We start from the raw sequence: 15,357 nt of genomic DNA on the forward strand, positions 1-15,357 counted from the left end.
GCCCTCGCATCAATAGGTATGCCCCAGCTGGATATAGAAGTTGTGGCGCCCGCCCGGTGCGAACGCGACACCGACATAGATCGGCCCGAACGAACTGGTGGCGCTCGTGAAGAACGTGATGCTGCGTTTGAGCGGACCGCCGCCGTTCTGGATTTCGCCTTCCCACACGTTCCCGACTTCAACGCTCATACCGGCAAACAGGCCGTGGATCGGTGATGCGTCGAACGTCGCGAGCCGGTTCATGTAGGTGACCTGCGCGTAGAACATCGCGTCGCCGGCGAGCTGATCGGCCGCGTACGCCGACAGATGCTGGAAGCCGCCAAGCGTGAAGCCGAACGGATTGATCGGGTTGGTGTTGCCGAAGTCGTTGCCGCCTTCCACGCTCGCGTTGAAGCTATGGCGTCCGAAGCTCGCTGCCGCGATCGCTTTGCCATACGCCTCGGTAAAGCTGTTGGTCTGCGTGAACAGCGAACGCTCGCCGCGCAGTTCCACAAAATACCCCTGGCGTGGGAACAGCGGATCGTCGAGCTGATCGATCACGAGACGTGCGCGGGCCGTGACCTGGCGGCCGTAAATATCGGGGTACAGCATCGACGTGGTGCCGTCGCCGTTGTCCACCTGCAGGTTGTATTGCGGCGACGCAAAGCCGTGCGCGTACGCGACGCCGATCCGGAAATCGCCGAGATTCGACAGCGGCAACCCGAAGTCGAGACCCGCGCGCTCGGTTTGCAGCTGATACTGGGTCAGCTTGACCCAAGGGTCGTCCTGATAGATGTTCGCGTAGCGGCGCTCGAACTCCAGATACGGCGCGACGTAGTAGCCGAACGACTGCGATAGCGGTTGCCGCAGTTCCGCATGCAGGCTCAACAGATCGCTGCCGACGGTGCCGTCCACGCGTCCTTCGAGTCCCGACGACGTAAGCCACGGCCGGCGATAGCCGAGGTGCAGGCGGAACCCGCCTTCGTCCGACGAGCTTGCCGAGAGGCCCAGACCGAACAGCAGGAAGTTCGGCCCCCACGTCTTGTCGTGAGCATCGACCACGAGCGTGTTGCCGGCGCCGTCGCTGACAAGCTGCTGCGTGATGGTATCGAAGTCGCCGGCATTGGTCAGCGCAAGCAGGTCGCGGTTGAGCGCCTGCGGATCGTAGTTGTCGCCGGCCTGAACATGCAGCGCGTCGCGGATGATTTTCTCCGGTACCGCGCCGTGCGAGTGGACTTCGATTCGCGTGATGCGGACCGGACCGCTCGCCGGCAACGTGTGCGCCGCGCGCCACGCCGCGTATTGTTCGGGCGTCAGCGCGAGGTGCTGCAGTTGCGGCAGCGCCGCGCGCGCGGCGGCCTCGCCGGCGGCGATCGCCTGCTTCGCATTGGCGAAGTCGGCAAAACTCAAGGTGCCGAGCGACGGCTGGATCAGCACGTCGTCGCCGCGCAACTGCTCGCGCTGGCGTGCAACGTTCTGGTGAATCAGGATGCCGATCATCTGCTGCATCACGTCGGCGGGTGACGCGAGCGCATCGAGCGGCCGCAGCGGCGAACCGATATCGACCGCGATGATCGTCTGCGCACCCATGTCGTGCGCGGTTTCGACCGGCAGATTGCTGACGAGCCCTCCATCGACTAGCGTACGACCGTCCACTTCAGTCGGCGCGAACAGGCCTGGCAATGCCATGCTCGCGCGGATCGCCTGCGGCAGCGAACCGTGGTCGAGCACCACCTTCTCTCCGGTCTGCAGATCCGTCGCGATAGCCCGGTAGGGAATGGACAGCTGGTTGAACGACGCATTGCCTGGCACGGCGGACGTCCAGTCCTGCAGCAGCGCCTGCAGACGATTGCCTTGCACGAGTCCTGGAGGCAGTCGAACGCCGTTATCGCTCACGCCGAGCGTCAGGCTGTTCACGTAAAGCCGCTCGTCTTCCCGTTGCGACTGGGGCAGATCGGCGCGTTCGGTCACATCGAAGGCGATGTCCGCGAGATTGATCTGCGCAAGTCGGCTCTCCATCTCACGCGCGGTCATCCCGCTCGCGTAGAGACCGCCCACCACGGCGCCCATGCTGGTTGCGGCGATACAGTCCACCGGAATGCGGTTTTCCTCGAGTACCTTCAGCACGCCGAGATGCGCGTAGCCGCGTGCGCCGCCGCCGGACAGCACGAGACCGACGGCGGGACGGCCCGTTTGCCCGCCGAGCGCGGAACACGCGGTGCCTTCGGCGTGCGCGGATGGCAGCAGCCCCCAGAAAAACGCCATCAGCAATGCAGTGGCGCCGATCGCGTGAGTCGTTGTCCGGCGATGCCTGGTCAGGGCGATATCGTTGAATGCTTGTCTTGCCGAGGTCAAGGCCATGCGCGTCTCGACGTTTAAAAAACCGAGAGGTTACCCGGTTTTTGCGACGCCGCGATCAGGTTGCGTTTTTGCATGGCCGCGCTAGCCGGCTCTAAAGGCGCGTCGCACAGCGGATTCCAGACCTTAAGGGAAGCTTAAGAAATCCCGTGCTTCTCAGGTGGACCGACACGTTGCGAGGCACGGAAAAACGAAAGCAGGAATCACTGCGCGTGCGGAGCCTTAAGACAGGCTTAACAGCCGGCATCGACATGAAAAATATAGTGCTCAAGCGTGTTCCGGAACGCGCCGTTAAATTCCTTGCAGCACCTTACGTCCACCTCCGGAGCATCTCATGACGGTTCCCGCCATTCAGTCGGCCGGCCAGCCATCCGTGCAGTCCGCGCATGCCGGCAAATCCAGTTCGACCACCGCTTCATCCGCAGCTCAAACGTCCACGTCGTCGTCCGCTAACGCGCCAGCCAGCACTACCGCCTCCGCGTCGTACAAGGTGAGCATCAGCAGCGCCGCTCGCGCGGCACTCGCCGAATCCACCGAAACGTCCGTGCAGACCGCGCAGGAAGCCGGTCGCGGCGATCATCAGGCGCAGCGCCTGCTGGCCAAAGAAAAGGCCCAGAAGGTCAGTTGAGCAGCCATCGCCCGATCAAGCAGAAGGGCCGTTCGCATGCAGCGAACGGCCCTTCGTTCTCAACGGTGCGAGCGACGGATTACTCCGTATCGCCGTCGGTATGGCCGCGCTTTCCAAGCAGCAGGCGCAACAGCACGGGAAGCAGCAGCAACACGAGCGGCAACTGCACGATCAACCCCGAGATGATCGCGACCGCGAGCGGCTGCTGCATCGCCGAGCCCTGTCCGAGCGCAAATGCGAGCGGCAGCAACGCGAGGATCGCGGCGATCGTCGTCATCGCGATCGGCCGCAGGCGGTTCTGCCCCGCCTCGATCAGCGCGCGTTCGAACGGCACGCCATCGTCGCGGATCAAGCCTTGCAGTTCGGACACGTAGAAAATCGCGACCTCCGTGACGATACCAATGATCATCGTCATGCCCATCATCGCGGAGATGTTCAGCTCGATTCCCGTCAGCCACAAGCCAATGAATACCGCGCCCGCGCCGAGCAGCGGCATCGCCATGACGGCAAGCGCAATCCGGAAACGCTCGTACAGGAACAGCAGCAGGCCGAACACCAGCGCGACCGCCGCGCCGAATACCGTCAACAGTCCCTTGAATGCAATCTGCTGCTGTTGATAGAGGCCACCAAGTTCGTAGTAGACACCCTTCGGCAACAATCCGGGTTCGGCGAGCGCCTTCTGCACGTCGGCGATGGTCGAGCCGAGATCGCGCCCTTCGATCCGCGCGGTGACCGCGACCATACGCTTCAGGTTGTCGCGGTTGATCTCGGGCTGTCCGGTTGCGACGACGAGTTCCGCCACCCGGCTCAGCGCGAACAGATGCCCATCCGGCGCGCGGATCTGCAACGCGCCCAGTTCCGTGTCGGTCAGATGCCGCGCATTGGATACGCGCACCCGCACGCCGACTGTCTTGGGCCCGCGCTCGAACTGCGTTGCGACCGATCCTTCGACCATGTCCGACACCGCCTGCGCGATCGACTGCGGGTCCATACCCTCCGCCGCAGCCGCGTCGGGGCGGATGTGCAGTTCGAGCGCGTCGCCGGCCGGATTGATGCCGTCCTCAATATCGACGATGCCCTGAATCTTGCCGATCCGCGTCGCCACCTGGTGCGCGGTCGAATCGAGCGTTGCCTGGTCATCCGAATAGATCTTGATCTGGACGGGTTGCGGCACCGCGGTCAGATCGCCGATCAGATCTTCCATCAGCTGCGCGAGCTCCACGCTCACGCCCGGCACCTTCGTGTCGATCTGCGTACGGATTTCCTCCATCACGCTTTCGATCGGCTCGCGCTGCCCCGACTTCAGCCGCACGAAGAAATCGCCATGGTTCGGTTCGTTCAGATCGCCGCCCAGGCCTGCTCCGGTGCGCCGCGAATAGGTCGCCACGTTCGGATTGGCCTCGATGATCTTTTCGACCTGGCGGATCAGACGGTCCGTCTCCGTGATCGAGGTCCCCGGCTCCGTGTGATAGTCGAGCACGAAGCCGCCTTCGTCCATCGTCGGCATGAAACCGCTGCCGACTCGCGTGAATGCGAACGCCGCCACGATCACGAGCGGCACGAGGCCCGCCAGCGCCCATAGCGGACGATTGCAGACGCGCGTCAGCATGCTCGTATAGCGGCGATTGATCCACGCGGCCACGCGCGATTCGCGATGCTCCTGCGCATCCTTCTCGTTCAACCAGCGATCGCACAGAATCGGCACGGCGAGCCACGTCACGATGAACGAGATGAACAGCGCGCTCGCCATCGTGACCGACAGCGCCTTGAAGAACGCGCCCGTCACACCCGACAGAAACGCGAGCGGCACGAAAATGATCAGCGTCGCCGCCGACGACCCGGCCAGCGGGCGCGTGAATTCGAGCGCGGCCGCCATCACGCGCCCGTGAAATGCATGCTGGCCCGACTCGCGCATGCGCCGCACAATGTGCTCGATCATCACGATCGCATCGTCGATCACAAGACCGACCGCGGCCGCCATGCCGCCCAGCGTCATGATGTTAAAGCCCATTCCGAACACGTCGAGCAGCAAGATGGTCGCGGCCATCACGACCGGTACCAGCGCAACCGCGATCGCCGTGATCTTCCAGTTGCGCAGAAACACGAACAGCGTGATGGCGGCAAGCACGACGCCGATCATGATCGCGTCCCGCACGCTCGTCGCGGACGCGACCACCAGTTCGCTCTGGTCGTACCAGTTGGCAAGCCGTACGCCGGCCGGCATCTGGCGGCGAAAATCGGCGAGCTTCGCGCGAACCGCGCGCGCCATCGCGACGCTGTTCGCGCCGGGCTGCTGATAGACGTTGATCAGCACCGCGTCCTGTCCGTCCGCGGTCACACGAATCCACTGCGGCACAACGCCATCGGTCACCGTCGCGATATCGCCGAGCCGGACTTGCGTGCCGTTGACCGACGACACGACGACACGCTTCAGTTCGTCGATCTGCGTCAGCGCGGAATTCGCGATCACCAGATATAGCTTGTGATGGTCTTCGATGCGACCCGTCGCCATCAGCACGTTGGTCGCGCCGATCGCTTTCGATACGTCCGCGACGGACAATTTGTACACCGCGAGTCTCGCCGGATCGATCGCGACTTCGAACTCTTCCTGCGCGCCGCCCGTCACATCGACTCGCGCGACACCATCCACGGACGACAGCAACGGACGCAACTGGAACTGCGCCAGATCGCGCAGCGTGGTCGCCGACTGTTGCTTCGACGTCAGGCTGTACGCGAGCACGGGAAACACCGTCGGGTCCATGCGCCGAACCTGCATCGACGTGCCCGACGGCAACGTCGCGAGAATCTCGCTGATCGCCGATTGCGCCTGCAGCGTGGCCTGCGCCATGTCCGTGCCCCAATCGAAATTGATCGAGACCTCGGCGGTGCCGCGGCTCGTCTTCGATTCGACGTCGCGCACGTTGGGCACGCGTCGCAGCGCTTCTTCAACGGGCATCGTCACGAGCGTCGTCATCTGTTCCGCGGGCCGGTCGCCCGCATCGAGCGAGACCACCGCGCGCGGGAACGCGACGTTCGGAAACAGCGAGATCGGCAGCCGGAACGCAGTGAGCGCGCCGGCGGCTGCGAGCAACGCGACCACGAACAGCAGCGAGCGGCGATGCAGTTGCATCCACTGACCGAACTTCATTGCTTCGCGCTCCCGGCCGATGCAGCACCATCGACGCGCACGGCCATGCCATCCGTCAGCTCGTAGTTGCCAGCCAGCACCAGCGGCGCTTTCGCGTTCAACGCACCGTCGACACCATAGCGATCGCCGCTTTCCACGCTGACCGTGACGGGTACGTGGCGCGCCTTGTTTCCAGCCTCGACCTGATAGACGCAGCTGCCGTGATCGTCCTGCAACACCGCATCGCGCGGCACGATCCAGTGCGTGCCGCTGCGTGTCGTGATGTCGGCTTCGACGTGCGTGCCCGGAATCAGCTGCGTTTGCGCGAGCATCGCACTCGCGCCGACATCGACGAGCTGGCTTTGCGGATCTACCGCGGCACCGACCAGCACGACGTGACCTTCGGCTGGATGCGCCGCGAGCGCGGTGGACAACCCACGCACCGCAACCAGATCGCCGGCATGCACGCTGACCGCATCCGCGGGCTCGATGCCCAGCATCACGTTGGCGCGCTGCTGCCCCTCGCTGCCGGTTCCGGCAAGCTGCATCATCGCGGTGCCCGCCGCCACCTGGTCGCCCTGCGCCGACGCAATCTGCAGCACGACGCCATCGACCGGCGACACGATGGTCTTCGTTCCACCGGCGATGCCGAGCTTCGCCTGCGCGGCGTCATTCTGCTGCGCATCGGATAGCGCCTTTTGCGCAGTGGCCAGTTGCGAGCGCGTGGCCAGCGCCTGTTCGAACAAGGCTTTCGTGCGGTCCAGTTCGCCCTGCGCGAGCGTGACTGCGCTCTTCGCCTGCTCAGCCGCGACCACCGCCGACGCATCCGCCTGCACCACGACGAGCGGCGTGCCGCGCGTCACGCGCTGACCGGGCTGCACGCGAACCTGCTCGACCTTCGCGACATACGGCAGGCTGATGCTGGTGACGTTGCCCGTTCCGGCCGCGACGACACCGTACGCATGCACCGGTTGGCCGATTTCTCCGCGTTGCACGCTGACCGTTTCGACCGCTACGCTCGGTTGTTGATCCGTTGACGACGCATCGCTTGCTGCGGCTGCGGACGCCCGCGACGATGATCCGGTCAGCATCACGATGCCAATCAGCGCCGACACGACGGCGACCGAGACCGCGAACAGCACGGTACGCGTGCTGGTGCTGGTGCTGGTGCGCTCATTTTTCATGGGAACTCCTGAATATCTGTGCATCCGGAATCGCGCTGCCGAGCAGCGCCTGCAGACCGACTCGCGCTTCCGCAAGCGATTCGGTCAGCGTCAGGATGTCGATGCGTTTGGTCAGTGCAGCGGTCTGCGCGTCGGTATAGGAGCCGAGCGCGAGGTCGTGGTCGTCGTAGGCGAGCTGGGATTCGCGCGCGGTCTGCTCGATGCCGGGCAGCGCGGCGTTAGCGTCCGCGAGCTGCTGCGCGAGCAAGACCGTGTCGTTGCGCAGATGGACGACGTCCGCATCAGCCTGGTTCAACCGGATCTGGTATTCGTCGTGCAGACGCTGACGCGTCGCGCTTTCTATCGCGACGTTGCCGCGATTGCGGTTGAAGATCGGCAGACTCAGGTTGATCTGGAATCCGCTGGTATAGGTCTCCGACGTGTCGCGAGCGCGCACGAAGCCGACCGACAGGCTCGGGAACTGGTTGAGGATCGCCGCGCGATACTTCTGCTCCTGCGCTTCGTAGCCCGCCTGCAATGCGATCAGATCGGGACGGCGCTTCGGCAGATCGGCGAGCGCTGCATCGACCGTCGCGTTGTCGACTGGCTGCACCGAGTCCGATTGCCGCAACGGCAACGCCACATCCGCCGCGAGGCCGAGCAATGCGTTCAGGTCGTGGCGCGTCTGCTCCGCTGCGCGCTGCGCGTCGCTCAGCTGCTTGCGTGCGTCGCTGTATGCGGTCAACGCAGCGGCCGTGGTGTCGCCGGTCAGATTGCCTTGGCGCTGCGCGGCGGACATACGCGTCCAGCGCAATTGCGTGAGATCCGCCTGACGTTGCAGCAACGGCAGTGTCTGCTGCTGCAGACCGGCCTTGAGGAACAGCTGCTTCGCCTGAGCAACCACCTGCCATTCCTGCCACAGCAAACCAAGATCGATCTTCGCCGCGGAAGCATCCGCCGAGCGCTTGTTCGCGTTGCGGGTCACGAGCGCCATCACATCCATGCTCAGCCCGTAGCTGAACGCGCGCGAGAAACCGGCCGCACCCGGATAGTCGGTGGAGACGGCCAGTTGCGGATCGGGCAGCAGCCCAGCGGAGAATGCCTGAGCACGCGCGATGCCGAGATCGTCGCGGGCAAGCTTGAGGTCCGGATTGTTGACGACCGCGAGCATCGCGACGTCGTCGATGTCGAATCCGCCGGACGGATCGAAGCGGTGCGCGGCGAGTTCGGGTAAAGGCATCGTCGCGGGATCGATGCGGATCCGCGCGAGATCGGCCTGAGTGGTGGCGGTGGGTGTCGGCGTCAACGGCTCTGCGCGATACCAGGTGCAGCCCGCGAATGCACAGCAAACCGTCAGGCAAAGCGGTACCCACACGCTCCGCCCGCCGGGGAAAGCGTCGATCAAACCAGGCTCCAGGAATGTGTCGTGAAGAACGTGAGGAAGCGAATGAGAACAACGCTCGCTTCGGATCAGTCTGGATTCGATTGTCGCTGCGGTGAGCTTAACCGCCGCTTAAGTGTCGACTTCACATCGACGCGTTGTGAGTTACGTGAAGGACTGGACGGCCTGGAACCGCGTGCGCGCGGTGGCTTCACGGGCGCTTGCGTGCCCTTCGTGTTCGCACTCTCTGCGAGATAGTGCGGTATCCCAGGCATATCGGCAGTTCAGGCCCGCAGCCAGCCCAGGACGATCGGCTTCGCGAGCAACTTGCGATACAACGAGACGACCCACTGCGTCGTGTCCCATCCAAACGCATTCCAGACGGGCGCGATCGCGGCATAGCTGAGGCCGGCTACGACGAGTGCGCCGATCATGTCGAGCGGAAAATGCACGCCGACGTAAATGCGCGCCCACGCGACCGCGAGGCCGATGATCGCGATCGTATAGCCTCTCCACCACATGCCGCCGGCAAACAGCGTCACACCCAGCGCGGACAGCACCGTGAAATGGTCGCTCGGAAACGACGAGTCCGGAGTGTGCGGGAGAAACGTGTAGCCCAGCCCCATTGCGGAGGGCCGCGGATGTGTCCAGACCAGCCCGATCAGCTGGTTCACGCCGAGCGCAAGCATCGTGACGACGAATGCGCGGAGCGCCGCTTCGCGATCTCGAACATTGCCGGTCAGCCACAGGCCGACGAGCGTAACGGGAACCAGCCAGATTGCGTAGTTCGCGACGGCCAGCGCGATGTGGATCAGCCAGGACGGCGATGTCGGTGTACCGTTGATGACGAGGAATAACGACCGGTTGAGGGCCTCGACTGTCTGCATGTTTGAGTGGAGAACGATTGTTGAAAACGTGATGGCGTTGCCGCGGAAGCGTTCGGCAGCAGACAGGCAGGCTGACGCAACCACCCGATGCTTCCGCGGACCGCTCGTTGGCGGTCGGTGCGTAATGTTGACAGATCAAGCTTAAGCGACGGTTAACTGATTAGTTCGCCGCAGGCTGCCCCTGGTTTCCGGCACTTTGCCCTGCACCGGCGCCGCCTTTCGCCGCGGCGACGCGGGCCTCGGCGGCTTTAAGGTCGTCAGGATATTTGTTGTCGCGTCCGAACGCCGGCCTGTAGCCGGCTTTTTCCAGTTGCGCGAGTTCTTCGCGAACCTGAGTGCGTGTGACGGCTGCGACAGACTGCTGCGCGAAACACAGTGTGGATCCAATCAGTGCTGCAATAGCGAGAAGTTTTGTGGTCGGGTTCATGGTTCGTACCTCCTTAAGTCGACGCATCCCGATGCTGGATGTAAAGCGGATCGCATCGGGCACGTTCAGGATGGAACGAGCCAGCTTAAGACATGGTTAACCCGTAATTCAGGTCGCAGCGTGGTGTGCGGGTATCGAAGTGGACGGTGCTTTCGACTGTTCGCGTGCCAGCATGAGCATCTGCGCGACCATGCGAATCATGTGATTCAGGTTCGCCTCGATGTCTTCGAGCGTGCGGTGCTGCGCGACAAGCGAGCCGTCACGTGATGCCACTTGCAGTTCAAGCTTGAGCGCGGCAAGCGGGGTACGCAGTTCATGCGCGGCATCCGCGACGAACCTTCGGTGTGCTGCCGATATCGCATCGACGCGCGCGATCAACGCGTTCAGTTCGTCGACCAGCGCGCGGATCTCCGCAGGCAACCGCGCCGCGCCAGGTATCGGCTTAAGCGAATCGCCGCCGCGTGCGGACAGCGTGACGGCAAGTCGACGGATGGGCGTCAACCCTTGCGTCACGGCCCACAGCATCAGCGCAATGATCGCGACGAAGAACACGTACAGCGGCTGCAATGTACGTAACGCGAGACCGAATGCAACCTCGTCGACTTCCGAAACGGGCTGCGCGACTTGTACGAATCGGTCGGGCTGCTGGATATCGAACACGCGCCAGGCACGACCGCGATGGTCGACTGTGTGGAATCCCTGAGGAACACGCTGTGCTGGAACATGCGGACCTGAATCGAAGACGAGTTGCCCCTGCCGATCCCAGATCGTGATCGCCATCCGCCCGTCGAAAGGGCCGGTGACGTCAGTGGCCACGCTGCGGCGGATCGAATCACCCAAGCGTGGCAACGACGTCGCGACCGCGCGAAGATCGTAGTCGAACAGCTCGCTCGCTTCTCCGCGCGCGAGCTGGTAGACGCCCCATGCGGCCACCAGCCCGGATATCGCCAGCCCGAACAGCAACCGGGTCAGGAGCCAGCGCCTGATGGATTGCGTCGCCCCCGTTCGCCCGCCACGCACGTCAGATGCGTGCTTTAGTGCGTCTGCAGAACTACGCCAGCCTCGACGCCGTTCGAGTCGAACCAGCGCCTTCTCATCGGTGCGAGCACCAGCTTGGCCAGGAGACCTGCTGCAACCGACACCACGGCCGCACTGATCAGCACACGATCCCACGAACCCCCGCCTGCGACCATGAGCGAAGCGATCGGCACGAGCAACGACGCGGTGCCTTTAGCGGTATAGAGCGTGCCCGCATTCGACGCGGCGAATTTGCTGCCGAACGTATCCGCGCAAAGCGCCGGGAAGATCGAGTAGATTTCGCCCCAGCACAGAAAGATCATCGGCGCGAAGACCAGGAATGCGTACGGGTTGTGACCGAACGCATTCATGCCGAGCAGCGCGAGTCCTTCGCCGGAAAACACGATCAGCATGGTGTTTTCGCGGCCGATCCGGTCCGAAAGAAATCCGCAGATGGGACGCGTCAGGCCGTTGAGCAGATTGTCAATCGACAGCGCGAGCGTGAGCAGCGGCAGCGTCGCACCGAAGATCTGCATCGGCATCTTCGCAAAGCCAAACGCCTTCGCGATCGGACCGAGCTGCGCGGTCGCGATCAGACCGCCACCGGCAACGAGCACGAACAGCAGATAGATGAACCAGAAAATCGGCTTTCTGATCATCTGTGCCGGCGTGTAGTCGATCGTGCTGGTCGCAACGCGCGTGGCGGGCTTGATCTTCGCACTCGGTTGTGGTCGGACGAGCGCAATGCCGAGGATGAAGATCGCGATGCCCTGGATCAGCCCGAACGTGAAGAACGTCTGCTGGTAGCCCGATTCGTGGATCATGTTGGCGATCGGAATGACGGTCAACGCCGCGCCCGCGCCGAAGCCGGCAGCGGTGAGACCCGCAGCGAGACCGCGCCGGTCAGGGAACCACTTGAGCGCGTTGCCGACGCAGGTGCCATACACGCAGCCCGCACCAATCCCCGCGATCGCCGCGGCAACATAGAGCGAAGGCAGCGTCGTGGCGAACGAATCGAGCACCCAGCTCAGGCCGACGAAAAGCGCGCCGCCCATCACGACGGGACGCGGGCCGAAGCGATCCACCAGCCAGCCTTCCAGCGGCACCAGCCAGGTTTCGACCAGCACGAAGATCGAAAACGCCGTCTGGATCTGCGCGCCAGTCCAGTGATTTTGCGTTTTCATTGGAACGACGAAAAGCGTCCACGCATACTGCAGATTGGCGACGAGCGCCATGCAGGCAATACCGATCAGCAGTTGAAGCCACCGGTTTCCCAGCGCGGGACTGCCTGCTCTCGAGCCAGCGGTTGCCATGACTCTTTCTCCCAAGATTAGATAACCGATCGCGCTGACGGCGAGCCGCGCGCGACCCTCGGCGCTACGTGATACACGAGGCCATTCGCAGAGCGGGCACGCGGCCCGCGCCGCGAGACTGGCCTCGAACCATCACGACTTCTGCTCGTACACGCCAACCTTGTTGCTCTGGTTCAGATACACGTAGACGCGATGCGTGGTCGTATCCACCGTGAGGGTGTGCACCTTCGGCTCGGTATGGATATGGTCGACGACCTGGTTCGTGTCCAGATCGATGACTTCGAGGTCGCCGGTCTTGTCGCCGATGAATGCGCGACGCTTCTGCGCGTCGATGGCGGTCTGATCGACGGCACCGGCCACGCTGATGGTGGTCATGAGCTTGCCGGTGGAAGGATCGACGACGATCATCTTCTTGTCGCCGGTGCCGAAGATCAGGTGGTTGGTCTTGGCGTCATACACGCCGCCTTTGGCGGGACCCTTAAGACCGAAATCCCACACGGCCTCGATTTCATTCGTGTTCGGGTTCACCACGTCGATGCGGCTGCCCACCGGCTGGTACAGCCGGTCCGTCGATGCAACGTAAATGGCGACGTCCGGACCGTCCTTGTCGTCTTCGGGCTTCAGCTTGAAGGATGTCTTGAGCTTGAACGGCGCCTTCCCTTCGAAAACGGCTTCGTTGTTGCTGTCGTCGTTCGCGAGCAGGACGCTGCCCGACTTCGTGTCGACGTTCACGCCGTCTGGCGTCTTGCCGCCGCTGTCGACGGTGGACACCAGCTTGAAGTTGCGCTTGTCATAGATCATCAGCTTGCCGCTTGTCGCGTCCGTCACGTAAGCGTGATGCGCGTCGAAATCGATACCGTTGCCGGAATCGACGCCGCTCAGCGTCTTCTTGACGGTCATCGTCTTTGCGTCGATCACGACCACATTGTGATCAGGCGACTGCGACAGCCACACCGCGTTGGTGTCCTTGTCGTAGGCGACCCAGTCACCGTGACCGCCCTTCGCGCCGGGCAGGTCGATCGTCTTGACGAGCGTGTATTGCGACGTCTGGGCGTAAGCCGTCGCCGAGCACAGTCCCGCGACTGCCAGACCGAGCGCCAGCGCTTTGCGCATGAAGTGAGCCATGTTGTCTCCGATTCAGTGAGTGATTGTGTTTTTGAGGTTGATTTCCGGCGGCCTGGAAGCGGCCGGTCAGAACTTGTGCGTGATGCCGAGAATTGCGGTGGCCTGCGTGCGATTGCTGGAGCTCGAGGTCAGATCGCCGATCGTGCCGCCCGCCGCGACGATGGCCGATCCATCCGCGCTGAACGTGGTGCCGCTTGCGTGCGAGTACCCGGCCGCCGCGTACAGGCTCGTGCGCTTGCTGAGCGTGTAGATGCCGTTCGCGCCGAGGGTGTTGTAGGTCGCGGAAGATGCGCCGCTCGAGCGCGTGTACACGTAGCTCAAACCGGCGGAGAACGCGGGGTTGAACTGGTACTGCATCGCCGCGGCACCGATGTTGAAGGTTTCGGTTCGGTTGAACGCGCCGTAATTCGTGTACGGCTTGTACTGCGCGTTGCTGTAGCGCACGTTGGCCGTCAGGCTGCCGATCACGTATTGCGCCGCCGCCTGGAAGATCTGGCGCGAGCCGAACATCGGCGTCGAGTCGTAGAGCGGCGTAACCGAGTTGTTCTGCGTCAGGTCGGCGGCGCCGTTGCCGTTCACGTCGTTCTTCGAGAACAGATAGCCGGTGGCAAGTGTCAGCCCGCCGTTGTTATAGGCTGCAGCAGCCGAGTACGACTGCCCGCCGGTCGTGTTGCCCGCGAGCCCGCCAAAGCCGTACATCAGCTCGTACTGGAAGCCCGCGTAAGTCGGGCTTGCGTACTTGACCGAGCTGTTGATCCAGACCGTGTCGTCGTTGTTGTCCGCGTCGCCGGGCGTCGTGAAGACGGGGCCGCCAATCGCGTCGCCGGTGATCGGCTGGACCAGGTCGACCGTCGGGTCGAACTGCCGTCCCATCGTCAACGTTCCCAGTGAATCCTTGGCGATTCCGACAAAGGACTGATGCGCGAAGATGCGATTGCCCGACAGCTGGCCGTTCGTGATGTTGAACGAACTCTCCAGTGTGAAGACCGTTTTCAGCCCGCCACCAAGGTCCTCGCTGCCCTTGAGGCCCCAGTACGACGCCGCGTTGTCGCCGCTTTGCATTTCGACCACCGAGTGGCCGCCTGCGTTGTTGTAGTACGCGACCGCTTCGTCGAGCGTGCCATACAGGGTCACGCTGCTTTGCGCATGCGCGAGACTCGACACCACGACCGCCACGCCTCCAGCAATTGCTCGATATTTCAGATGTCTCACAGTCATTCCTCTTGGTAATTGTAATTAGTGATGCTTATCGATAGATGCGCTGTCCAGGCAGCGGATTCGCACGGAGATGCCGGTGGACAGCGACAGGGACGCCGCCGGGTCACGCCCGGTGACGTGCATCGTCGCTATCTGGAATCAGGTGGATGAACGAACAGTGCAGGGCTTCAGTGATCCACGGGCGCACTGTGACGCCGGCCCAAACTTAAGGACAATCGAATGAATTTATGCGAACGATAAGGGCGTTCTTATAGGTGTAAGCCATTCTTATTGTCCAGCGCTCCGCTGAATGCCCTTTGCGCGTTTCGAGCGGATATCGTATGTGGCATACCGTATGCTGCCGCCCGCTTTCTAGCCAATGCGCAGCGGGCCTGTCCGGTTTTCAATTGATTTCTGACAGGATGCAAATACGTGCAGTGGGATCGAAGAAGAATGTAAGGATGGAGGAGTCTTCTCAAAGTCAACGATCTGGATGTCGAAGCATTGGATCAGGGAATCCCCCGACAGCAAAGGCTAAGAGAAGAAATGTGATTGTGATTTACATTCGCAGGTTTCTTTGAATTACGCGCATTGGACCGGGTCTTTAAGCAGATTTTTTGTTTTATTTGCGCATTCAATTGCCATACGCCGGTCACCGCTAAGGAAACGCTGATTTATTCGGCTCGGCAGTCATCGCTGACGGGGCCGAGGACGTTGTAGAAAGAAGCTCACGGAACGGTCCCACAGTCATGAAG

General features: G+C 62.8%; 11 protein-coding genes. 1 reads left to right on the forward strand and 10 read right to left on the reverse strand.

Going from position 1 to position 15,357, the window contains the following annotated elements:
* Positions 1 to 9: 9 nt before the first annotated feature.
* On the reverse strand, positions 10 to 2,244 hold the full coding sequence (locus DVS29_RS28600) for a patatin-like phospholipase family protein (RefSeq protein ID WP_240655823.1): 2,235 nt from the start codon (positions 2,242 to 2,244) through the stop codon (positions 10 to 12).
* A 427-nt stretch (positions 2,245 to 2,671) separates the two neighbouring features.
* Between DVS29_RS28600 and DVS29_RS28605 the strand changes: the two genes are divergently transcribed.
* On the forward strand, positions 2,672 to 2,965 hold the full coding sequence (locus DVS29_RS28605; protein ID WP_118183898.1) for a hypothetical protein: 294 nt from the start codon (positions 2,672 to 2,674) through the stop codon (positions 2,963 to 2,965).
* A 79-nt stretch (positions 2,966 to 3,044) separates the two neighbouring features.
* Here the strand turns inward: DVS29_RS28605 and DVS29_RS28610 are convergent, their stop codons facing one another.
* From DVS29_RS28610 to DVS29_RS28650, 9 genes are all read right to left on the reverse strand, one after another.
* Complete coding sequence (locus DVS29_RS28610; protein WP_118183899.1) at positions 3,045 to 6,113, reverse strand: efflux RND transporter permease subunit; 3,069 nt, start codon at positions 6,111 to 6,113, stop codon at positions 3,045 to 3,047.
* On the reverse strand, positions 6,110 to 7,276 hold the full coding sequence (locus tag DVS29_RS28615) for an efflux RND transporter periplasmic adaptor subunit (RefSeq protein WP_118183900.1): 1,167 nt from the start codon (positions 7,274 to 7,276) through the stop codon (positions 6,110 to 6,112). The genes DVS29_RS28610 and DVS29_RS28615 overlap by 4 nt, the downstream gene beginning before the upstream one ends.
* Positions 7,266 to 8,561, reverse strand: a complete 1,296-nt coding sequence (locus tag DVS29_RS28620; RefSeq protein WP_240655824.1) for a TolC family protein — start codon at positions 8,559 to 8,561, stop codon at positions 7,266 to 7,268. The genes DVS29_RS28615 and DVS29_RS28620 overlap by 11 nt, the downstream gene beginning before the upstream one ends.
* Before the next feature lie 359 nt (positions 8,562 to 8,920).
* Positions 8,921 to 9,523, reverse strand: a complete 603-nt coding sequence (locus DVS29_RS28625; RefSeq protein ID WP_118183902.1) for a phosphatase PAP2 family protein — start codon at positions 9,521 to 9,523, stop codon at positions 8,921 to 8,923.
* 160 nt (positions 9,524 to 9,683) lie between these two features.
* Complete coding sequence (locus DVS29_RS28630) at positions 9,684 to 9,950, reverse strand: DUF4148 domain-containing protein (RefSeq protein ID WP_118183903.1); 267 nt, start codon at positions 9,948 to 9,950, stop codon at positions 9,684 to 9,686.
* 108 nt (positions 9,951 to 10,058) lie between these two features.
* Entirely contained in the window at positions 10,059 to 10,913 is an 855-nt protein-coding gene (locus DVS29_RS28635) for a histidine kinase dimerization/phospho-acceptor domain-containing protein (protein ID WP_118183904.1), read from the reverse strand.
* A gap of 71 nt (positions 10,914 to 10,984) precedes the next feature.
* Complete coding sequence (gene oxlT, locus DVS29_RS28640) at positions 10,985 to 12,280, reverse strand: oxalate/formate MFS antiporter (protein WP_118183905.1); 1,296 nt, start codon at positions 12,278 to 12,280, stop codon at positions 10,985 to 10,987.
* Positions 12,281 to 12,412: 132 nt separating this feature from the next.
* Positions 12,413 to 13,405, reverse strand: a complete 993-nt coding sequence (locus DVS29_RS28645; RefSeq protein WP_124800725.1) for a YncE family protein — start codon at positions 13,403 to 13,405, stop codon at positions 12,413 to 12,415.
* Between the two features lie 66 nt (positions 13,406 to 13,471).
* The gene (locus DVS29_RS28650) at positions 13,472 to 14,617 is read right to left on the reverse strand and encodes a porin (RefSeq protein ID WP_164708006.1); all 1,146 of its coding nucleotides are present in this window, start codon (positions 14,615 to 14,617) and stop codon (positions 13,472 to 13,474) included.
* Positions 14,618 to 15,357 lie beyond the last annotated feature (740 nt).

Source organism: Paraburkholderia phosphatilytica, assembly GCF_003443895.1.
Taxonomy (GTDB): Bacteria; Pseudomonadota; Gammaproteobacteria; order Burkholderiales; family Burkholderiaceae; genus Paraburkholderia; species Paraburkholderia phosphatilytica.

Bases quoted from the DNA above. Each gene is read 5' to 3' on its own strand.
- DVS29_RS28600 (WP_240655823.1), bottom strand. From the start codon at position 2,244: ATGGCGTTTTTCTGGGGGCTGCTGCCATCCGCGCACGCCGAAGGCACC.
- DVS29_RS28605 (WP_118183898.1), top strand. From the start codon at position 2,672: ATGACGGTTCCCGCCATTCAGTCGGCCGGCCAGCCATCCGTGCAGTCC.
- DVS29_RS28610 (WP_118183899.1), bottom strand. From the start codon at position 6,113: ATGAAGTTCGGTCAGTGGATGCAACTGCATCGCCGCTCGCTGCTGTTC.
- DVS29_RS28615 (WP_118183900.1), bottom strand. From the start codon at position 7,276: ATGAAAAATGAGCGCACCAGCACCAGCACCAGCACGCGTACCGTGCTG.
- DVS29_RS28625 (WP_118183902.1), bottom strand. From the start codon at position 9,523: ATGCAGACAGTCGAGGCCCTCAACCGGTCGTTATTCCTCGTCATCAAC.
- DVS29_RS28630 (WP_118183903.1), bottom strand. From the start codon at position 9,950: ATGAACCCGACCACAAAACTTCTCGCTATTGCAGCACTGATTGGATCC.
- oxlT (WP_118183905.1), bottom strand. From the start codon at position 12,280: ATGGCAACCGCTGGCTCGAGAGCAGGCAGTCCCGCGCTGGGAAACCGG.
- DVS29_RS28645 (WP_124800725.1), bottom strand. From the start codon at position 13,405: ATGGCTCACTTCATGCGCAAAGCGCTGGCGCTCGGTCTGGCAGTCGCG.